This window comes from Aminobacter sp. MET-1, from assembly GCF_026521175.1.
Classification (GTDB): Bacteria; Pseudomonadota; Alphaproteobacteria; order Rhizobiales; family Rhizobiaceae; genus Aminobacter.
Genome location: NZ_JAMSHL010000009.1, coordinates 189197 through 209966 on the forward strand (window position 1 = coordinate 189197; position 20770 = coordinate 209966).

The following is a 20770-nucleotide window of genomic DNA, read 5'->3' on the forward strand; positions in this document are numbered from 1 at the left end:
GTTGCGAATATGGCAGCGAAATGAGAAAAATTGGCAGAATGGACCAAGATGTACTTTCGGGATGAAATCTGATGCCAATCCAGCTCGATGATATCGACCGACGCATCCTGCGTGCCCTGCAGCGCAACGGGCGGCTGCCCAACAATGAACTGGCGCGCGAGGTCGGGCTGTCGCCGTCGCCCTGCCTGCGGCGGGTCAAGCTGCTGGAGGATGCAGGGGTGATCGACCGCTATGTTGCACTGGTCAATCCGAGCAAGATCGGCAAGGGGCAGACCTTCTTCACCCGCATCTGGCTGCAGGCGCAGGATGAGGACACGATCGAGCACTTCGCCCGCGAGATTTCGCGCTTTCCCCAGGTGCTGGAATGTTACCTGATGCTGGGCGACTGCGACGCCATGGTGCGCATCGTTGCCGCCGACATCGACGAATATCGCCGCTTCCAGTCGGAACATCTGAGCCGCATCAAGGGCGTGCAGAACGTCAAGACCGACGTGCCGAGCCAGATCATCAAGCGGACGTCGGAACTGCCGCTATGAGATTCAGGTGAGGCCGGTCTGACTTGGAATCTCGGCGGTGTGCCAGGCAAAGAAAAAGCCCGCCTGATGGCGGGCTCTTGATGATGACGGTCGAAACCCGACTATCCCCTCAGTTCGCGCCTGAGAATCTTGCCGACATTGGTCTTCGGCAGTTCGGTGCGGAACTCGATGTATTTCGGGCGCTTGTAGCCGGTGAGGTTTTCGCGGCAGTAGGCGAGCAGGGTCTCGGCCGACAGGTCGGGATCCTTGCGCACGACGAACAGCTTGGGCACTTCGCCCGAATGCTCGTCCGGCACGCCGATGGCTGCGACCTCGAGCACGCCGGGGTGCTGGGCGACGACGTCCTCAAGTTCGTTCGGATAGACGTTGAAGCCCGAGACCAGGATCATGTCCTTCTTGCGGTCGACGATCTTGGTGTAGCCGGTCTCGTCCATGAAGCCCATGTCGCCCGACTTGAAGTAGCCGTCGGAGGTCATGACCTTGGCGGTTTCGTCCGCGCGGTTCCAGTAGCCTGCCATGACCTGCGGGCCCTTGATGCAGATCTCGCCGACCTCGCCGAGCGCAACATCCCTGCCGTCCTCGTCGCGGATGGCGATGTCGGTGGAGGGCAGGGGCAGGCCGATGGTGCCGGTGAAGTCGGGCGACGAGCACTTGTTGGCGGTCGCCACAGGCGAGGTTTCCGACAGGCCGTAGCCCTCAGTGATGTGGTTGCCGGTGAGCTTCTTCCAGCGCTCGGCCACGGCCCGCTGCACGGCCATGCCGCCGCCGAGCGACAGGATCAGGCCCGAGAAGTCGAGCTTGCGGAAGTCCTCGTTGTTGCACAGCGCGTTGAACAGCGTGTTGAGGCCCGGGAAGATGTTGAAGTTGAACTTCTTCAGCTCCTTGACGAAGCCGGGGATGTCGCGCGGGTTGGGGATGAGCACGTTGAGCGCCCCTTGCTGCATGCCCATCAGCGCGTTCACCGTGAGTGCGAAGATATGGTAGAGCGGCAGCGCGCAGATGAAGGTCAGATGCGGCGGCTTGGGCCGAACCGTGTAGGCATCTTCCACCCACAGCGCCAGCTGGGCGACGTTGGCGAGCACGTTGGAGTGGATCAGCATCGCGCCCTTGGAGACGCCTGTCGTGCCGCCGGTATATTGCAGGAAGGCGATGTCGGTGGCGGCGACCTCGACGGGCTTCAGCTGCCTGGCCTGGCCTTCGTGCAGGGCGGCCATGAACTTGACGTGGCCCGGCAGCGACCAGGCCGGCACCAGCTTCTTGACCTTGCGCACCACCAGGTTGACCAGGATGCCCTTGACGCCGAGCATCTCGCCCATCGAGGCGACGACGACATGCTTGACATTGGTCTTGGCGACGACCGCCTGCAGCGTGGTGGCGAAGTTCTCGAGGATAACGATTGCCTCGGCGCCCGAATCCTTGAGCTGGTGCTCGAGTTCGCGCGGCGTATAGAGCGGGTTGACGTTGACCACCGTGTAGCCGGCGCGCAGCACCGCCATCATCGCGACGGGATATTGCAGCACGTTGGGCATCATGATCGCGACGCGCGCGCCCTTGGCGAGGCCCTTCGACTGGAGCCAGGCGGCAAAGGCGGTCGACATGCGGTCGAGCTCGCCATAGGTCAGTGACTTGCCCATGCACGAGAACGCCGGCCGGCCGGCATATTGGTGGCAGGCAGCGGCGAGCAGGTCGCCGATCGACTGATGGGCCAGCGGCGCGATCTCGCTCGCCATGTTGGCGGGGTAGCTCTTGAGCCAAGGCTTTGGGTCGGCCTTGGCGGCCGGCTTGGCCAATGTGGCTGCGGTGGGTTTGGCTGCCGAGCCGTTCATCTTGGCCGGTGTGATTGCGGCCAGCGCGGCGGGGGCGGCTTTCGCCGGGGATGCAGCCTTTTTGGCAGCCGGCTTCTTCGCTGCAGGTTTGGCCTCGGCCTTTGCCGGAGCGGCGACCTTTGCGGGCGCGGCCGGCTTCAGTTCTTTCGCCGCAGGAGCCTTTGTTGCTGATGCCGCGACCTTGGCCGCTTTGGTGGCGGATTTCGCTGCAGGAGCAACAGTGTTCTTTGCCGGACTCTTTGCTGCTGCGGGCTTGGCGGCGGCAGGAGCAGCAGTGCTCTTCGCTGGTGCAGGCTTCGGGGCAGTCTTTGCAGCAGGCTTTGCTTCAGCGGCTTTGGCAGGCGCAGCCTTTGCCGGCTTGGCCGCGGTGACCTTGGCTTCAGTCTTTGGAGCAGGCGCCTTGGGCGCTGCGGCCTTCGCTGCCGTAGCCTTCGCGGCGGCTTTGGCCGGGGCCTTTTCGGCGACAGGCTTTGCAGCCGGCTTGGCGACGGCCTTCGGAGCGGCCTTGGTCTCCGTTTTGGCTGTTTCGGCCGGCTTGGCCGCCGCTTTCGTAGCGGTGGTCTTTGGGGTGCTCGCCTTGCCCGACGATTTTGCCAATTGCGCCTCCCTGGCTGTTCTTGTGTTTCCGGCCTGATGGTCGCCGGTTTTTCGGAGCCCCCTTTTGGTCGCAGCGCTTCAAGAACAGTGCCGCGTTGGGGCATGTTGTAGATTGTTTGTATTGCCAGCTGACGTTAACGGCAAGTATCACCCAGCGTCAGCTTTCCCGATGAAATCTAGAATGTTGAAAACGGCCCCGTCGACCGCCGTTGGTTGTGAATTGTCGCGGTCGGATTTGATTAAGCATGCTCTTGTGAAAGCGCGGCCGAAGTCGAACGCGGGCAAAGCACAATCAATGCTGCAATATACGACTATGGCGAAGCCGGTTGTGGGTAAATTATTCTGCTTACCAAACGGCAGGTAGGTGGGGAGTTCCAAAGCTGAATGAACGGTGCTTATATGCGCGCCTGCGAGCCTGTCAGGTAGGGGCTTGGGAAATCATTAGGGAGTGTTCAATGATTAAAAAAACGACCTTTGCGGCCGCGTTGCTGGCTGCAACCGTCCTGAGCGGTGCGGCGAGCGCTAAGACGTTCGTTTACTGCTCGGAAGGTTCGCCGGAGGGCTTCGATCCGGGTCTGTACACCGCCGGTACGACGTTCGACGCGTCTGCGCACACCGTCTACAACCGCCTGCTCGAGTTCAAGAAGGGCACCACCGAGACCGAGCCGGGCCTGGCCGAAAGCTGGACGATTTCCGACGATGGCCTGGAGTACACCTTCAAGCTGCGTCCGGGCGTCAAGTTCCAGACCACCGAGTTCTTCACGCCTTCGCGTGAGCTGAACGCCGACGACGTCGTCTTCTCCTATGAGCGCCAGCTCAAGGCCGACAATCCCTGGAACAAGTACGTGACCGGCGCTTCGTGGGAATACGCAGCCGGCATGGGCTTCCCGGAAGTCATCAAGTCGGTCGAGAAGGTCGACGACATGACCGTCAAGTTCGTGCTGACCCGCAAGGAAGCACCGTTCCTGGCCAACATCGCCATGCCGTTCGCTTCGATCATGTCGAAGGAATATGCCGACAAGCTGCAGGCCGATGGCAAGATGAACCAGCTGAACCAGATGCCGCTCGGCACCGGTCCGTTCAGCTTCGTCGCCTACCAGCAGGACGCCATCATCCGCTACAAGGCCAACCCGGATTACTGGGGCGGCAAGCAGAAGATCGACGACCTCGTCTTCGCGATCACCCCTGACGCATCGGTTCGTTTCCAGAAGCTGAAGGCCGGCGAATGCCACCTGATGCCGTTCCCGAACGCTGCCGACGTCGCTGCGATGAAGGCTGACTCGAACCTGAAGGTGATGGAGCAGGAAGGCCTGAACGTCTCGTACCTGGCCTACAACACCACCCAGGCTCCGTTCGACAAGGTTGAGGTCCGCAAGGCTCTGAACCAGGCCATCAACAAGCAGGCCATCGTCGACGCCGTGTTCCAGGGTGCAGCTACCCCTGCAACCAACCCGATCCCGCCGACCATGTGGTCGTACAACAAGGCCGTCGAAGACGACAAGTACGATCCGGAAGCAGCGAAGAAGGGTCTTGAAGCCGCTGGCGTCAAGGATCTCAAGATGAAGGTATGGGCGATGCCGGTTTCGCGTCCCTACATGCTCAACGCCCGCCGCGCTGCCGAGTTGATCCAGTCCGATTTCGCCAAGGTTGGCGTCACGGTCGAGATCGTCTCCTACGAGTGGGCCGAGTACCTCGACAAGTCGAAGGCCAAGGATCGTGACGGCGCCGTCATCCTCGGCTGGACCGGCGACAATGGTGATCCGGACAACTTCCTCGACACCCTGCTCGGCTGCACGGCCGTTGGCGGCAACAACCGCGCTCAGTGGTGCGACAAGGACTTCGACGCTCTGGTGAAGAAGGCCAAGGACACCACCGACGTAGCTGAGCGCACCAAGCTCTACGAAGAGGCCCAGGTCGTGTTCAAGAAGCAGGCCCCTTGGGCGACCCTCGACCACTCGCTGTCGGTTGTGCCGATGCGCAAGGGCGTTGAAGGCTTCGTTCAGAGCCCGCTCGGCGACTTCGCCTTCGACGGTGTTGACATCACGGAGTAAGGTTGCCTAAACAAGGCCAACCTGGGTTGGGGCGCTTGGATGACAAGCGCCCCAATGCACATTTTGTGCTACCCTTACCTTTCTCGGAACATTCACTTAAAGGTTCGACATGCTCCGGTTCCTGTTGGGACGGCTAGCCGTCCTCATCCCGACATTCGTCGGGGTTTCCATCATTGCATTCTCATTCATCCGGCTTCTTCCCGGCGATCCCGTAGCCCTCCTTTCGGGCGAACGTGTCATGTCTCCCGAGCGCCACGCGGAAATCTCTGCCCAGCTCGGCTTCGACCGGCCCATCGTCGTCCAGTATCTCGACTATCTCTGGGGTGTCGTACAAGGCGACTTCGGCACCTCGATCGTCACCAAGCGGCCTGTCATCGACCAGTTCTTCGAGCTGTTCCCGGCGACCGTCGAGCTTTCGCTCTGCGCCATCATCTTTGCTGTCGTGCTCGGCATTCCCGCCGGCATGATCGCCGCCATCAAGCGCGGTTCCTTCGCCGACCAGGCGATGATGGGCACCGCACTCGTCGGCTTCTCGATGCCGATCTTCTGGTGGGGCCTGCTGCTGATCATGCTTGTTTCCGGCATGCTGGGGTGGACACCCGTCTCCGGCCGCATCTCGCTGATGTTCTATTTCCCGCCCGTCACCGGGTTCATGCTGATCGACTCGCTGTTGTCCGGCCAGGCCGGCGCGTTCAAATCGGCCGTCAGCCACCTGATCCTGCCGACGATCGTTTTGGGCACCATTCCGCTGGCCGTCATTGCGCGCCAGACGCGTTCGGCGATGCTCGAAGTGCTGTCGGAAGACTATGTGCGCACCGCGCGCGCCAAGGGCCTGTCGACCTTCCGTGTCGTCGGCATCCATGCGCTGCGCAACGCCATGATCCCGGTGGTCACCACTGTCGGCCTGCAGGTGGGTGTCATGCTCGCCGGCGCGATCCTGACCGAGACGATCTTCTCCTGGCCGGGCATCGGCAAGTGGATGGTCGATTCCGTATCGCGGCGCGACTACGCCGTCATCCAGGGTGGTCTTCTGCTGATCGCCGCCGTCATCATGTTGGTGAACCTCGCGGTCGACCTGCTGTACGGCCTCATCAATCCGCGTATCCGGCACTAGGAGGGCGTCATGTCTCAAGCTGCTGCAACCAGCGCCGTTTCGACTGACCCGTCCCGCAGGGCGCGTCTGGCCGAATTCTGGTACTATTTTTCCGAAAACCGCGGCGCCGTTATCGGCCTCGTGTTCTTCATCTTCCTGGTGCTTCTGGCGATCTTCGCGCCGCTGATCGCGCCGCACGATCCGACCCAGCAATACCGCGACGCGGTTCTGGTTCCGCCGTTCTGGCAGGAAGGCGGCCGCACCGACTTCCTGCTCGGCACCGACGCCGTCGGCCGCGACATGCTTTCGCGCCTGATCTTCGGCACCCAGTTCTCGCTGTTTGTCGGCGTCATCGTGACCACGCTGTCGCTCGTCGTCGGCGTCATCTTCGGTGTCATCGCCGGCTATTTCCGCGGCTGGGTCGACACGGCCATCATGCGCGTCATGGACATCATCCTGGCCTTCCCGTCGCTGCTGCTGGCCCTTGTGCTGGTCGCCATCCTCGGGCCTGGCCTGGTCAACGCGATGATCGCCATCTCGCTGGTCTACCAGCCGCATTTCGTGCGCCTGGCGCGCGCCGCGGTGATGAGCGAAAAGACCCGCGACTATGTCGTTGCCGCCAAGGTGGCGGGCGCAGGCAACATGCGCCTGATGTTCAAGACGATCCTGCCGAACTGCATGGCGCCCCTGATCGTCCAGGCGACCCTGTCGTTTTCGAGCGCTATTCTGGACGCCGCCGCACTCGGCTTCCTCGGCATGGGCGCACAGCCACCGACGCCGGAATGGGGCACGATGCTGGCCGAGGCCCGCGAGTTCATCCAGAGCAAGTGGTGGGTGGTGACGCTTCCGGGCGTGGCGATCCTGATCACAGTGCTGGCGATCAACCTGATGGGCGATGGCTTGCGCGACGCGCTCGACCCGAAGCTGAAGAGGTCCTGAGATGGCGCTTCTTGAAATCGAAAACCTGGTCGTCGAGTTCCAGACGGCCAGCGGCCCGTTCCGGGCAGTCAACGGCGTGTCGATGAAGGTGCACGAGGGGGAGGTTCTCGCCATCGTCGGCGAGTCCGGTTCGGGCAAGTCGGTGTCGATGCTGGCAGCGATGGGCCTGCTGCCCTGGACGGCCAACGTCACGGCCGACAAGCTGACCTTCAATGGCCGCGACCTGCTGTCGATGCCACCAGCCGAACGGCGCCAGATCATCGGCAAGGACATTGCCATGATCTTCCAGGAGCCCGTGGCGAGCCTCAATCCGTGCTTCACCGTCGGCTTCCAGATCGAGGAAGTGCTGCGTGTGCATCTGGGCCTCGACAAGGCCGCGCGCCGCAAGCGCGCGATCGAACTGTTCGATGCTGTCGGCATTCCCGACCCGGCCGAGCGTCTCGGCTCCTATCCGCACCAGATGTCGGGCGGCCAGTGTCAGCGCGTGATGATCGCGATCGCGATTGCCTGCAATCCGAAGCTGCTTATCGCCGACGAGCCGACCACGGCTCTCGACGTGACGATCCAGAAGCAGATCCTCGACCTGCTGATGAAGCTGCAGGCCGACCATGGCATGGGCCTTATCATGATCACCCACAACATGGGCGTCGTGGCCGAGACTGCCGACCGCGTGGTCGTGCAGTACAAGGGCCGCAAGATGGAAGAAGCCGACGTGCTGACGCTGTTCGAGAATCCGAAGAGCAACTACACGCGCGCTCTGCTCGCCGCCTTGCCTGACAACGCGACCGGCGACCGTCTGCCGACGATCTCCGAGCTGTTTGTCGACGACCAGATGGAAGGGGCAGCACGATGAGCGTCATTCTCGAAGCACGCAACATCGTGCGCGACTATCATGTGCCGGGCAGCCTGCTGAAAAAGGCCAAGACCGTGCACGCGGTCAAGGGCGTGAGCTTCAGCGTCGAGCAGGGCAAGACGCTTGCCATCGTCGGCGAAAGCGGCTGCGGCAAGTCCACGCTCGGCCGCATCCTGACGCTGATCGACCCGGCGACGTCGGGCGACCTGCTGATCGAAGGCAAGAAGATCGACATCGCCAAGGGCGACATGACGGCGGAGATGCGCCGCAAGGTGCAGATCGTCTTCCAGAACCCCTATGGCTCGCTCAACCCGCGCCAGAAGATCGGCGACATTCTCACCGAACCGCTGGTCATCAACACCAACACCCCTGCCGACGAACGTCGCGACCGGGCGATGACGCTGTTGAAGAAGGTTGGCCTCGAGGAGAAGCACTACAACCGCTACCCGCACATGTTTTCGGGCGGCCAGCGCCAGCGCATCGCCATCGCGCGCGCGCTGATGCTGAACCCGAAGCTTCTGGTACTGGACGAGCCGGTCTCGGCGCTCGACCTGTCGGTGCAGGCACAGGTGCTGAACCTGCTTGCCGACCTGCAGGACGAGTTCAAGCTGACCTACGTCTTCATCAGCCACGACCTCAGCGTCGTGCGTTACATCGCCGACGATGTGATGGTGATGTATTTCGGCGAGGCGGTCGAATATGGCAGCCGCGACGAGGTGTTTGCCGATCCCAAGCACAGTTACACCAAGACCCTGTTTGCCGCGACGCCGCGCGCCGATGTCGAAAGCATCCGCGCCCGCCTCGCCAGGAAGAAGGCTGCCTGACGGCACCCATCTTCCACTGACGGCTTGATGCATCGGCCCGGAGATCGATTTCGATTTCCGGGCCGATGCATTTTCAGCGGCGCGTGACGCGCTGTTGTTTGCACAATGAGCACAATGTTTTGGGCCACGGCCCCAAAACGCCAATTTCGTCTCTCGCAAAAGCTCTGGCGCCGATCATAATCCGCGGCATCGATTTGAAGGATCGGCCCTGATGCCGGGCCTGATGCATGGAGGCGGATATGGCGGGTTTTGATATTTCCAGGCGCAAGCTTTTGGCGGGGTCGGCGTTTCTCCTGGCCTCGACGGCCCTGCCGTCGATCGGCTGGAGCCAAGCGAAAAAGGGTGGACGGCTGGTTGTCGCCGCCGATTCCGAGCCGCGTAACCTCAATCCGGCCATCGTTGCCTCCAACGGCGTGTTCTTCGTGTCGAGCAAGGTGATCGAACCGCTTGCAGAAGCCTCGTTCGACGGCGAGGGCGGGCTCGCGCCACGGCTGGCGACGAGTTGGGAAGGCTCCGTGGACGGCCTGTCGGTAACCTTCAAGCTGCGCGAGGGTGTGACCTGGCACGACGGCAAGCCGTTCACCTCGGCCGACGTGGCGTTCTCGGCGCTCAACATATGGAAGCCGTTGCAGAATCTCGGTCGCGTCGTGTTCAAGAACCTGGAGGCGGTCGAGACGCCTGATGCGCACACGGCCGTCTTCAAGTTCTCCAAGCCGACGCCGCTGCAACTGATCCGCAACGCGCTGCCGGCGCTGACGTCGGTGGTGCCAAAGCACATCTACGAAGGCAGCGATATCGCCGCGAACCCCGCCAACAACGCGCCTGTCGGCACGGGCCCGTTCACGTTCGCCGAGCACAAGCCGGGAGAATATTACCGGCTCGCTCGCAACGACAAATATTGGGGCGAGAACGAGCCCGCGCTCGACGAGATCATCTATCGTGTGCTGCCCGACCGGGCAGCGGCGGCCGGCGCGCTGGAGGCCGAAGAGATCCAGCTCGCGGCCTTCTCGGCCGTGCCCTTGGCCGACCTCGAACGCATCTCCAAGGTGCCTGGCATCAAGGTGATATCAGAAGGCTATGAAGCGCTGACTTACCAACTGGTGGTCGAGATCAATCATCGCCGCAAGGAACTGGCAGACCTCAAGGTGCGCCAGGCGATCGCGCATACCATCGACAGGGACTTCGTCGTCAAGACGGTGTTCTTGGGTTACGCCAAGCCGGCGACCGGCATCGTGCCGCAGAATGACAAGCAGTTCTACACGCCCGACGTTGCGACCTACGGCTTCGACGTCGCCAAGGCAAATGCACTGCTGGACGAAGCCGGTTACGCCAGGAAGGACGACGGCAAGCGTTTTGCCCTGAAGCTTCTGCCGGCGCCCTATTTCAACGAGACCAAACAGTTTGGCGATTATCTGCGCCAGGCGCTGGCCGCAGTCGGCATCGAAGCCGAGATCGTCAACAATGACTCGGCCGCGCATCAGAAAGCCGTCTACACCGACCATGCCTTCGACATCGCCATTGCGCCGCCGGTGTTCCGCGGCGACCCGGCGATCTCGACCACCATCCTGGTACAGTCGGGTATCCCCGACGGCGTGCCGTTCTCCAACCAGGGCGGCTACAAGAACGACGAGCTCGACGCGCTGATCGCCAAGGCGGCGGAGACGCTGGATCCCGCGGCGCGCATCGAGCTCTACAAGGAGTTCCAGAAGAAGGTGGCGGCCGATCTGCCGCTGATCAACGTCGCCGAATGGGGCTTCATCACGGTGGCGCGTGACACGGTCAAGAACGTGTCGAATAACCCGCGCTGGGCGGTTTCGAACTGGGCGGACACCTATGTCGAAACGTGACATCATCGCCTGAGCTGGGATGATGATCCGTTACTGAGTATGCCTCTGGACGTAGCAGTGCCTGAACATGCCCTCAACCCTTACCTCTCCCCACAAGGGGGAGGGGGATTTGATGTCGTGCGCCCTCCATTTGCGCTCCCTTCGTTTGGGCTGCTCGCTTTGACAGAGGTGGTAGCGCCGGAATTCCCCTCCCCCTTTTGGGGAGGGGCTAGGGGTGGGGGTAACTGCCGTGCTCCGACAACCTCCACCCGCACTCGGCAACTCCTCCCCACAAGGGGAGGGTAGGCAGATGAACCGCGCCTGGCGCCTGCTGAAACGCCGGCTGGTCGGCAGCATTCCGGTGCTGCTGATCGTGGTCATAGGCTCGTTCCTGCTGCTCGAAGCCGCCCCCGGCGACGCGGTCGACGCCTATGTCGCTTCGGTCGGCGGCGATGCCGGCATGATCGAGGCGCTGCGGCAGAGCTGGGGGCTGGATGCCTCGCCGATGACGCGGCTTGTCGCCTATCTCTGGGCGCTGTTGCATCTCGATCTCGGCCATTCGGTCGCCTTCTCCCGGCCGGTGCTGGATGTCGTTCTGGAGCGGCTCCCGAACACGCTGCTCTTGATGGGGGCGGCAACCGCGTTGTCCTTCGCGCTTGGAACAGCGCTCGGCATCATAGCGGGGGCGCGGCCCGGCAGCGCCCGCGACCGCTTCCTGTCGATCGGCTCGCTGGCGCTCTACGCCGTGCCCGGCTTCTGGCTGGCGCTGGTGCTGACCATCGTCTTTTCGGTCGAGCTGCGCTGGCTGCCACTTTCGGGCATGGAGACCATTGCATCAGGCAAGACCGGCCATGCCCGGGCGCTCGACATCGCCTGGCACATGGTGCTGCCGGTAACGAGCCTCGGCCTGATCTATCTTGCGCTCTATCTCCGCATGATGCGGGCGGGCATGGCCGAGGTCTGGCGCATGGATTTTACCCTGGCGGCCCGTGCGCGCGGCATTCCGAGGCGGCGTATCGTGATGAGCCATGTCGCCCGCAACGCGCTGTTACCGCTGGTCACCATGCTGGGCCTGCAGTCGGCACAGATGCTGGGCGGCAGCGTGGTGATCGAAAGCGTGTTTTCGGTGCCGGGCCTCGGCCGGCTGGCGCAGGAGGCGGTGGGGTCGCGCGACACGCCGCTGCTGATCGGCATCATTCTCGTCAGCGCCGTGTTGGTGATCGTCATCAACTTGCTGGTCGACATCGCCTATGCCGCGCTCGACCCGCGCGTCGGCGCCAGCGAGGCGAACGCATGAATCTCGGTCGCCTGTTGCGTTTGCCTGAGGCCGTTGCCGGCTTCGCCATCCTCGGTCTGCTTGCCGCTATGGCGCTGGCCGCCCCGTTGCTGTTCCCCGGCGATCCGCTGGCGATTGCCGGTCAGCCGCTGCTGCGGCCTTTCCAGGATTGGGCGCTGCCGCTCGGCACCGACCGTCTCGGCCGCGACGTGCTGGCGGGGCTGTTCCATGGTGCCCGCACGTCGCTGGCCGTTGGGCTCGCCGCCGCCGCTGCCTCGATCCTCGTCGGCAGCATCGTCGGTACGGTGGCGGGCTTTGCTGGTGGGCTGGTCGACGAGGTGCTGATGCGCATCACCGACGCCTTCCAGACGGTTCCGGGCTTCCTGCTGTCGCTGGCGCTGGTCAGCGTTGTCGGGGCGTCGCTTACAGTGGTGGTGGTCGCGATTGCACTCAGTGCCTGGACCGGACCGGCACGCATTGCCCGTGCCGAAGTGCTGTCGATCCGCGAGCGCGACTTTGTCGCCTCGGCACGGGTCATCGGCATGAACCCGGTCGAGATCGCCTTCCGCGAGGTGCTGCCCAATGCGTTGCCGCCTGTACTGGCGCTGTCGTCGGTAATCGTGGCCGCCGCCATCCTGACCGAGGCAGCGCTGTCCTTCCTCGGTCTCGGCGACCCCAACCGCGTGACCTGGGGTGGCATGATCGCGGAGGGCAGGGCGGTGCTGCGTTCGGCGCCTTACCTTTCCGTCATCCCCGGCATCGCATTGGTGCTGGCGGTGCTCGGCGTCTACCTCGCCGGCGAGGGCGTGGTCGAAAGCTCGGCGGCTCGGGAGGGGCAGGCATGACGCGGCTGTTGTCCCTGCGCGGACTTGGCGTGCGCTACAGGGGCGCTGCTACGCCCGCACTTGAAGACGTCGACCTTGATCTCGCAGCCGGCGAAAGGCTGGCGATCATCGGCGAAAGCGGTTCGGGCAAGAGCACGCTGGCGCGTGCCGTGGCCGGGCTGTTGCCGCAAACGGCCACACTTCAAGGCACGCTCGCGTGGCCGGGGCTTGATCAGCCGGCGCGCAATGGCGGCGACATCGGTTTCGTCTTCCAGGACCCGGCGTCGAGCCTCGACCCGGTCATGTCGGTCGGTGATCAGGTGGCCGAAGTGGCGCATGCCAATCTCGGCCTGAATTGGCGCGCCGCGCGCCGCTTGGCGGTCGAGTTGCTCGACCGGGTGCAACTGCCGGAGCCGGCGGTACTTGCGCATTCTTATCCGCACCAGCTCTCTGGCGGGCAGAAGCAGCGCGTGGCGATTGCGGCCGCGATTGCTGCGCGGCCACGACTTTTGATCGCCGACGAGGCGACGAGCGCGCTCGACACCATCGTGCAGGCCGAGATCGTGGCGCTGATCCGCGAGTTGGTGACTGAGGACGGCATGGCGCTGATCTTCGTCAGCCACGACATCGCACTCGCCGCCAACCATGCCGACCGCATCGCTGTCTTCCGCCATGGCCGCATGGTCGAGATGGCTATGACGGCGGAGTTGGTATCTCGGCCGAAGACCAACTACAGCCGTGCGCTGCTTGCCGCGCATCTCGGGCTCGATGCCCATGCCGAGGCACGGATATGAGCGCCTTGCTGCAGGTCGAGGGGCTGTCGAAACGTTACCGGCGCGGCGACAGGGATTTCGCTGCACTCGACGGCGTATCGTTCGACATAACAACCGGCGAGACGTTGGCGCTGGTCGGTCCATCGGGCTCGGGCAAATCGACGATCGCGCGCATACTGCTGAGACTGGTCGAGCCTGATGCAGGCCAAATCCGCTTTGATGGCGAGGACCTGCTCGGCCTCCGCGGAGAAGCCCTTCGCGCCGTCAGGCCGAAGCTGCAGATGGTGTTCCAGGACCCGCTTGCAGCCTTCAATCCGCGCGCCACGGTGGCGCGGCTGATCGACGATCCGTTGCGCATCCACGGCTTGGCCGGTCGCGCGCAGCGGCCTCGGGCAATCGCAGCGCTGCTCGCGCGTGTCGGGCTTTCGCCCGAACTCGCCGGTCGCCGGGTGCATGAGATCTCGGGCGGCCAGCGCCAGCGCGTGGCGATTGCCCGGGCGATTTCGGCAAGGCCCCGGCTGATCGTGCTCGACGAAGCGGTGGCGGCACTCGACGTGCTGGTGCGCGGCGATATCCTGCGGCTACTCAGGGAACTGCAGGCCGAAGAGGGCATCGCATACCTCTTCATCTCGCATGATCTGGGCGCGGTGCGCGCCATCGCCCATCGCATCGCCATCATGGATGCAGGCCGCATCGTCGAGCAGGGCGCGGCGGCTGCGGTGATTGCAGCGCCGGCCTCCGTTACCGGTAGGGCGCTGGTGGCGGCGACGCCGGAGCTGCCTGTTATCAAGGAGACTGCCTCGTGACCGAACATGCCATACGGGCCGAAAAGCTCGCCGCCGAACTCGACTCTGCCTTCCGCAATCGAGCCGACCTCTATCGGTTGATGCTCGCGGAACTGTCGGCCGAGCTTGGTGAGGCGAAGGCCGAGGAGCTGCTGGTGCGGGCGATCGAAAAGCGCGGCCGGGAAGTGGCGGAAGTTGCCTTTGCCCGGTTCGGTCCCAACGATGCCCGCGCCATCGGCGAGGCCTTTCTCGCCGTCAGCCCTGATGGCGGGCGCATGTATCCGACCGACGTCGAGCGCAGCGACACCCACATCGCCTTTAAGGTCAAGCGCTGCCCACTGAAGGACGCCTGGGTGGGGGCGGGCGTAGGCGACGGCACGCTGACGACGCTGTGCCGGATTGCCAGTGCGTTCGACCGCGGCCTGTTCGAGGCGACGGGCGTGCGTTTCGACAACGTCACCTGGACGCCCGGCCACGGCAACGGCTGCTGCCACATCTGTCTGACCGACCGCGACGCCTGAGATCATCTTTCGATGTCTGGGGGCGCTCGCCTGCGTGCAGAGTGGCCGGGCCTGCAACCGCGATGGACTTAGGCCGCTTGCTCGTGCGACGATTCCCTCGGTCGCGTTGAGTCGCGTCCGGCAGAAACGAGGAAATGCGATGTACAAATTCGAGGTCTACAAGGACAAGGGCGGCGAATTCCGGTTCCGCTTCAGGGCGTCCAACGGCGAAGTGATGTTCAGTTCGGAAGGCTATTCGGCCAAGGCATCGGCGCTGAAGGCAATCGAGTCGATCAAGAAGAATACGCCGGCTGCAACGGTGGAAGACCAGACCACGGCGGTCGCCTGATTGCATTTCCGGGGCGGGCCGCCTGCCGGCCCGCCGCCAGTTCCTGATTGGGCATGATCTTGTCCGACACCGGTGACCACTTTTCGGGATCGTGCCCTGCTCGTCGTTGAAACTGCGCATCGCGACCAGACGCGATCCGGCCGATGCGCCTGAACCTGGAGGGATCCCATGGGTATCGAAAGCCTGATCATCTTCCTGATTATCGGCGCCGTCGCCGGCTGGCTCGCCGGCCAACTGGTCAAGGGTTATGGCTTCGGCCTGATCGGCAATGTCGTTGTCGGCATTGTCGGCGCGCTCATCGCCGGCTGGCTGTTCCCTGCACTCGGCATCAGCCTGGGCTCGGGCATCATCGCAGCCATCATCCATGCCACCATAGGCGCCGTGATCTTGCTCGTACTGCTGAGGCTGGTGAAGCAAGCCTAGCTGTACGGCGAACGACAAAAACCCCGGCACAGGCCGGGGTTTTTCTTTAGTGCCGAGACACATGGCGTTGGCATCGACAACCGTGAAGGGCTATCCCGCCGGCACGGCCTCGGCTGTCGATGCAACATCTTTCCTGTCCTGATCGAACTGGGCAGCTCCGGTCAGCGGACCGAGCCAGTGCTCGCGCCGCTTGACCCAGAGTTCGTAGCTTGGCGCGAGGTCGGTTGGGACCTCGTCCAGGCTGCCGATCGGAACTTCCGCTTCGCCTGCGCTTAGCCACGCAACGCGGCCGCCGCAGGTCGTGCAGAAGCTGCGGGCGGTATAGGTGCTGGTGTAGCCGGTCTCCTGCTTGAAGGCTTCGATGGGCCACACGGCGTAAGCCGCATAGGGTGCGCCGCTGCTCTTTCGGCAGTCGGCGCAGTGGCAGATGCCGACGCGAAGCGGATTGCCGCAGACGCGAAAGGTGACACCGCGGCAAAGACAGCTTCCGGTTCGGACTTGCACTGCAGCAGGGTCCTGCATGGCCGGCCTCCCTTCGTGCGTAGAAACGTCGTGATCTGGCTGTTCGTTCCCGCTTGTGGTGAGAGGCCTGATGTTACTCGGGATAAGCACCCTGTTGGCGAACTGCTAGCTGCGAACGGGAAACTCGATCCGAACCTTGAGGCCGGGGCGGTTGTCGTCGAGCGTGAGTGCGGCACCGTGCAGGTCGGCGACGGCGCGCACCAGTGCCAGCCCCAGGCCGCTGCCCGGCGTGGTGCGGCTTTTCTCGGTGCGGTAGAGGCGCTGGAATACCTTGTCGCGTTCGGCCGGCGGAATGCCCGGGCCGTTGTCGCTGATTTCGGTGACGACAAGATTGCCGAGATTGGCGGCCGAAATGGCGATCCGCGTTCCCTCCGGGCAGTGGCGGATCGCGTTCTCGATCAGATTTGCGAACATCTGGACAAGGAGCTCGCGGTCGCCCGCTATCGCATGGAGATTCGACAGGCTGCCCTTGACCACAAGCGACTTGCGGTCGTCGTCGGCGACGTCGGCGTAGATTTCGGCCATCGAGCCCACAACCTCGCCGAGGTCGATTGCGGCGAAACGCGATTTGCGGGCTCCCGCCTCGATCTGGGCGATGCGCAGGAGAGCATCGAAGGTCTCGTTGATGCGGTCGCTCTCCACCCGGGCCTCGGCAAGTTCGTCGGTGACCGGCTTGCCCTTGTCGTTCTTGCCGATCGCCGTATCGATGGTCATCTTGAGACGGTTGAGCGGTGTCTTGAGATCGTGGGCGATGTCGCTGCTGACCTGCCGCATGCCCTCGACAAGTGCTGCCAGTCGTTCCAGCGCGCTGTTGACCTGAGACGAGACGGCATCGATGTCGTCGCCATTGCCGGTGAGCGGGATGCGCGCGCCGAGCTTGCCGTTGGAGACGTCGACCATGGTATCGGCGATGCTGTCGAGGCGCTTGCGGATGCGCGCCGCAAGCATGGCGCTGAGCGCAAAGGCAGTTACCGTGACGATAGCCAGCGCCCAGCCCATGCTCTTGAGCGCGATCAGCGCCAGCCGGTCGGTTTCGGCGAGGCTGAGGCCGATCGACAGCCAGTTGTCGTTCACCTTGCCCGAGACGACGCGGTAGTTGGCATTGCCGTCGACCCCGGCGTCTTCAGCCGAGAGCAGCGACAGTCCGCTTGAGGTCGGCGGCTTGGAGAAGTTGCCGGCAAGGCGCCGTCCGGACGGATCGAGCAGGACGAAGATGCGGTCCTCGCGCTTGCTGAGGCGCGAATAGGTGTCGACCGCGGCGACGATATCCTCGAGCTCGCGGTCGGTATCGGTGGCGGCGACGATGGCCCAGATCTCGCGTGCCGACTTGTCGAGTTCGGCCGTAAGTTCGGCCCGCATCAACTGATAGGCGACGAAGCCCATGGCCAAAAATGCGCTGACGAAAAGCGTGCCGAAGCCCAGCGCGAGGCGGAACGGCGTGCTGCGGAACAGGCTAGTGCGGAGCATGCAGGCTGTAGCCCGTATTGCGCACCGTATGCAGGAGCGGCGTGTCGAACGGGCGGTCGATCTTGGCGCGAAGCCGGCTCATATGCGTTTCGACGACACTGGTCTTGGGGTCGAAATGCAGGTCCCAGACGCGTTCGAGCAGCATGGTGCGGGTCAGCACCCTGCCTTCGTTGCGCATCAATATCTCGAGCAGGGTGAATTCGCGCGGCTGCAGGTCTATGGGCTGGCCGCGCCTGGTCACGCGTCGCTTGACGAGATCGAGCTCGAGGTCGGCAACCGCAAGCACCGTCTTCTGGTCCTGGACCGGGGGACGTCGCGACAGCGCATTGACCCGCGCCAGAAGCTCGGAGAAGGCGAAGGGCTTGACCAGATAGTCGTCGCCGCCGGCTTCCAGGCCTTCGACCCGGTCGTCGACACCACCTATGGAAGTGAGGAACAGCACCGGCGTCTTGACGTTCGCCGCCCTGAGCGCCTTGACTACCGACAGGCCGTCGAGATTGGGCACCATGCGGTCCATGACCAGAACGTCGTAGGATGTCCGCATTGCCTGGAACAGTGCGTCCTGTCCGTCGACGATGACGTCGCAGACATGTCCGGCCTCGGAAAAACCCCTCGCTGTGTAATCCGCGGTCTTGTTGTCGTCCTCAACGACAAGAATGCGCATGCTGCCTCGCCCCGTTGCGCGTTGCCTCGGCGCCGTTTCCGGCCGGCCGGTTGCCATGTGCCTTAATACCACTTCGTGGTCATTCCGTGGAGGTGGGGGTGGGAGAGATGCGAGCCGTGGAAGTGTGGGGCGCTGCGGGCGAGGGCACCAGTATGCGGCGCAGGGTCGTGTCCCTGAGCACGAAGTGGTGGAACAGTGCTGCCGCAGCGTGGATGCCGATGAAGGCGATGAACACCGGCTTGGCAAGCGCGTGCACATCACCCATCCAGTCCCACAAATAATAGGCGAGCAGGCCGGTGATGGGTGTAGCAAACAAGAGCCCGTAGAAGGCCCAGTGCATCGCCTTCGCCGCCAGTGCCATCCAACTGGGCGTTGCCGGATCGGGCACGGGTGTTCCCGACGTGGCGCGCAGGCCGAGCCGGAGAAGGGCAAGCACGAGGATTGAAAGGCCGATCCAGTAGTGGACTGTAGCAAGGGTCTGGTCGGCGGGCGAGGGCTGGCCGCCATCGGCAAGCGCGTCGACGGTCGCCGTCATGCTTTCGCCTGCCAGAAGCTGGAACACCACCAATGTGGCGATGAGCCAGTGCAGGGCGATCTGAAGTTTCGAGTAGCTGGTCGCCGAAGTGGCCATCTGCGGGCATCCTTGTTGCGAGTGGGGGCTTTTGCCGGCGGGCATCGCTCCGCCGGCGAGATTTTGAACCGTGACGGCTTCAATCCGCGGCCGTTTCGCCTGGCAATGTTGCGGCCCGGCTGGCCTGGGTCACCGTCATGAACAGGATCAGCGCTGCGATGCCGGCGAGGAAGATGAAGCTGGTGGTGGTGGCGCCGAACCCGAGGCCGCCATATTGCGCGGGCTGCGAGAACAGGTCGCCGAACGAGGCGCCAAGCGGCCTGGTCAGGATGTAGGCCAGCCAGAAGGCAAGGATGCCATTGAGGTTGAGCGCATAGTAGGCAAACGCGATTGCGGCGATGATCGAGCCGAAGATGACACCGGTCTCAAGATAGCCGAGGCCGAGGCCTTCGGCGGTAAGGTCGCCGGCCGCCGTGCCAAGCGCGAAGGTGAACAGCACCGCGAGCCAGTAGAACGTCTCGCGCCGCATAGTGGTGATCGAGTGGATCGAGAGCGTCCTCTCGAACGCGTACCAGAGCGCGAATGTGGCGGCGAGCACGACCGAGAAGAACAGCGTCGACGCTTCCAGGCTGACGCCGAAATTGTCGACGAGGTTGTCGGTTACCAGTGTGCCGACGACGCTTATCAAGACGACCGTCACCCAGTAAATCCAGGGAATGTAGCGAATCTGGGCGAACTGCAGGGCAAGCGCCACAATCAGAAGCCCGCTCAGAAGCCATGAGGTCGTCGCCAGTCCGAGATCGAGGTCCAGGTTCATGTAGTCGGCGGCGGTTTCACCGACGGTGACTGCCAGGAGCTTGATCAACCAGAAGTCAAAGGTGACTGCGGGGACCTTATTCTGCGTCTGCCCACGGTTAAACAGCGTCATCATGACGTTCTCTTCCTTGTTGCAGGGACTGTCTCGGGAGAGGCCTGGTGACCACGCGCTGGAGCGCCGCGCATCCTGCGGAACGCACAAAAGACGCTCCAGCGTGTTGAAGCAGCGTCCTTCTGGACGCGTGGCGCTCTAGGCGCCCAGCACCTTCAGGGCCTGTTCGAAGAACGCGTCGGCGCCGGCGTCGTCGTCGGCCTTGCAGCGTTCGAGGCCCTTGCCCTTGAGCTCGGCGGCCTTGGCCTTTTCGGCGTCGCCGACCTTGGTGGCCTTCAGTGCGGCGTTGACGTCGCCCATCATTTTCTCGCAGGGAACCGGACCGGCCGCGTGGGCGAGGCCGGAGAGCGAAGCGAAGGTGGTTGCGATTGCAAAGGCTGTGACAGCAAGGGTTTTCGTCATATCCATCATCCCGTTGGATGCCGGAAGATCCGGCGGCTCTTCAGACGTGCGGATGGTCGACTCATGTGGACCAGTCCGGCGCCGAAATGTCTAAGGGGCCGAAGTCTACTGGTCCTGTCTGACGGCTTACGGTTTCGTAAGAAACAACGATGGCAGCCAAGATAGTCGACCTTACGAAACGGTATGGTGGCGGCGATGTCGCGGTAATGACGCGATGCGAGGTTTGGCTGGGCGGTGGCCGCTGTCGCGGACGGGTGGTTTCGATCTGGGTGGGACCGCGATCCTCTCGGACATCCCGTCATGAAGCGACGGCGGCCTGCCCGCTTTCGGCACGCATCGCAAAGAATGTCGGCGCAGGCGGGACCGGTCAGTCGGCCGGCGCCCAGTCGAACTCCAGCTCTTCACGAAACGCAAAGCGTGCGATGTGGTCGGCGACCACCTGCTCGAGACGCAAAAGGTCGCCGGCCTCGACCTCGACGGTCAGCGCGCTGTCGTCCGCCGTCATATGCACGATGCGGCCCTCGCCGAGATCGATCTGGCCGCGAACGGACGAGAATTCCACCGCGAACTTGTGGCTCCAGTGTTTGCACAGTTGCTGCAGGTAGCGGCTGGCGTGCTCGGTGGAAACGACGGCGATCGACTTGGGCATGAGAGCTCCTTTCGGGTCCGGCGCGACTGACATCGCCACCGAAACTGGAGCGCAAGCATGGCGGAAGCGGGACCGGGCGGCAAGCGTGGGGA

22 protein-coding genes are annotated in these 20770 nt (G+C 63.6%); 14 read left to right on the forward strand and 8 right to left on the reverse strand.

Annotated elements, in window-relative coordinates:
- Positions 1-71: 71 nt before the first annotated feature.
- The gene (locus NDO48_RS15275; RefSeq protein ID WP_018426406.1) at positions 72-536 is read left to right on the forward strand and encodes a winged helix-turn-helix transcriptional regulator; all 465 of its coding nucleotides are present in this window, start codon (positions 72-74) and stop codon (positions 534-536) included.
- Between the two features lie 101 nt (positions 537-637).
- Here NDO48_RS15275 and NDO48_RS15280 read toward each other — a convergent pair whose 3' ends face one another.
- Positions 638-2959: a long-chain fatty acid--CoA ligase gene (locus tag NDO48_RS15280; RefSeq protein ID WP_323848105.1), complete on the reverse strand. Its 2322-nt coding sequence runs from the start codon at positions 2957-2959 to the stop codon at positions 638-640.
- A 455-nt stretch (positions 2960-3414) separates the two neighbouring features.
- Here NDO48_RS15280 and NDO48_RS15285 point away from each other — a divergent pair, with 455 nt between their 5' ends.
- From NDO48_RS15285 to NDO48_RS15345, 13 genes are all read left to right on the forward strand, one after another.
- Positions 3415-5010 (forward strand): ABC transporter substrate-binding protein, encoded by a 1596-nt coding sequence (locus NDO48_RS15285; RefSeq protein WP_018426408.1) that lies wholly within the window; start codon positions 3415-3417, stop codon positions 5008-5010.
- Positions 5011-5119: 109 nt separating this feature from the next.
- Positions 5120-6124 (forward strand): ABC transporter permease subunit, encoded by a 1005-nt coding sequence (locus tag NDO48_RS15290; protein ID WP_018426409.1) that lies wholly within the window; start codon positions 5120-5122, stop codon positions 6122-6124.
- A 9-nt stretch (positions 6125-6133) separates the two neighbouring features.
- Positions 6134-7042, forward strand: a complete 909-nt coding sequence (locus NDO48_RS15295; protein ID WP_018426410.1) for an ABC transporter permease subunit — start codon at positions 6134-6136, stop codon at positions 7040-7042.
- Between the two features lies 1 nt (position 7043).
- A complete protein-coding gene (locus tag NDO48_RS15300; protein ID WP_018426411.1) occupies positions 7044-7895 on the forward strand; it encodes an ABC transporter ATP-binding protein in 852 nt (283 codons plus the stop codon).
- Complete coding sequence (locus NDO48_RS15305) at positions 7892-8719, forward strand: ABC transporter ATP-binding protein (RefSeq protein ID WP_018426412.1); 828 nt, start codon at positions 7892-7894, stop codon at positions 8717-8719. The genes NDO48_RS15300 and NDO48_RS15305 overlap by 4 nt, the downstream gene beginning before the upstream one ends.
- A gap of 239 nt (positions 8720-8958) precedes the next feature.
- Positions 8959-10566 (forward strand): ABC transporter substrate-binding protein, encoded by a 1608-nt coding sequence (locus NDO48_RS15310; protein ID WP_026226868.1) that lies wholly within the window; start codon positions 8959-8961, stop codon positions 10564-10566.
- Between the two features lie 289 nt (positions 10567-10855).
- Positions 10856-11842, forward strand: coding sequence for an ABC transporter permease (locus NDO48_RS15315; RefSeq protein WP_267321739.1), 987 nt, complete (start codon positions 10856-10858; stop codon positions 11840-11842).
- Entirely contained in the window at positions 11839-12666 is an 828-nt protein-coding gene (locus NDO48_RS15320) for an ABC transporter permease (RefSeq protein WP_018426415.1), read from the forward strand. Before NDO48_RS15315 ends, NDO48_RS15320 begins: the two co-directional genes overlap by 4 nt.
- Positions 12663-13439: an ABC transporter ATP-binding protein gene (locus tag NDO48_RS15325; RefSeq protein WP_018426416.1), complete on the forward strand. Its 777-nt coding sequence runs from the start codon at positions 12663-12665 to the stop codon at positions 13437-13439. Before NDO48_RS15320 ends, NDO48_RS15325 begins: the two co-directional genes overlap by 4 nt.
- A complete protein-coding gene (locus tag NDO48_RS15330; RefSeq protein WP_018426417.1) occupies positions 13436-14224 on the forward strand; it encodes an ATP-binding cassette domain-containing protein in 789 nt (262 codons plus the stop codon). The genes NDO48_RS15325 and NDO48_RS15330 overlap by 4 nt, the downstream gene beginning before the upstream one ends.
- Positions 14221-14724: an L-2-amino-thiazoline-4-carboxylic acid hydrolase gene (locus NDO48_RS15335; protein ID WP_018426418.1), complete on the forward strand. Its 504-nt coding sequence runs from the start codon at positions 14221-14223 to the stop codon at positions 14722-14724. The genes NDO48_RS15330 and NDO48_RS15335 overlap by 4 nt, the downstream gene beginning before the upstream one ends.
- A gap of 139 nt (positions 14725-14863) precedes the next feature.
- On the forward strand, positions 14864-15052 hold the full coding sequence (locus NDO48_RS15340) for a YegP family protein (RefSeq protein WP_018426419.1): 189 nt from the start codon (positions 14864-14866) through the stop codon (positions 15050-15052).
- Between the two features lie 168 nt (positions 15053-15220).
- Positions 15221-15475, forward strand: a complete 255-nt coding sequence (locus NDO48_RS15345) for a GlsB/YeaQ/YmgE family stress response membrane protein (RefSeq protein ID WP_018426420.1) — start codon at positions 15221-15223, stop codon at positions 15473-15475.
- Positions 15476-15565: 90 nt separating this feature from the next.
- On the opposite strand, the gene NDO48_RS15350 is transcribed toward NDO48_RS15345, so the two are convergent.
- From NDO48_RS15350 to NDO48_RS15380, 7 genes are all read right to left on the reverse strand, one after another.
- On the reverse strand, positions 15566-15997 hold the full coding sequence (locus NDO48_RS15350) for a GFA family protein (protein ID WP_267321740.1): 432 nt from the start codon (positions 15995-15997) through the stop codon (positions 15566-15568).
- A 105-nt stretch (positions 15998-16102) separates the two neighbouring features.
- Complete coding sequence (locus tag NDO48_RS15355) at positions 16103-17464, reverse strand: sensor histidine kinase (RefSeq protein WP_018426422.1); 1362 nt, start codon at positions 17462-17464, stop codon at positions 16103-16105.
- A complete protein-coding gene (locus tag NDO48_RS15360; protein ID WP_018426423.1) occupies positions 17451-18128 on the reverse strand; it encodes a response regulator transcription factor in 678 nt (225 codons plus the stop codon). The genes NDO48_RS15355 and NDO48_RS15360 overlap by 14 nt, the downstream gene beginning before the upstream one ends.
- 79 nt (positions 18129-18207) lie before the next feature.
- Positions 18208-18759, reverse strand: a complete 552-nt coding sequence (locus tag NDO48_RS15365) for a cytochrome b (protein ID WP_018426424.1) — start codon at positions 18757-18759, stop codon at positions 18208-18210.
- 79 nt (positions 18760-18838) lie between these two features.
- Positions 18839-19630 carry a hypothetical protein gene (locus NDO48_RS15370; protein WP_018426425.1) on the reverse strand — a complete coding sequence of 264 codons (792 nt, stop codon included), beginning with the start codon at positions 19628-19630 and terminating at the stop codon, positions 18839-18841.
- 135 nt (positions 19631-19765) lie between these two features.
- Complete coding sequence (locus tag NDO48_RS15375; RefSeq protein WP_157632684.1) at positions 19766-20029, reverse strand: hypothetical protein; 264 nt, start codon at positions 20027-20029, stop codon at positions 19766-19768.
- 367 nt (positions 20030-20396) lie between these two features.
- Entirely contained in the window at positions 20397-20678 is a 282-nt protein-coding gene (locus tag NDO48_RS15380; RefSeq protein WP_026226870.1) for a DUF2218 domain-containing protein, read from the reverse strand.
- Between the last annotated feature and the right edge of the window lie 92 nt (positions 20679-20770).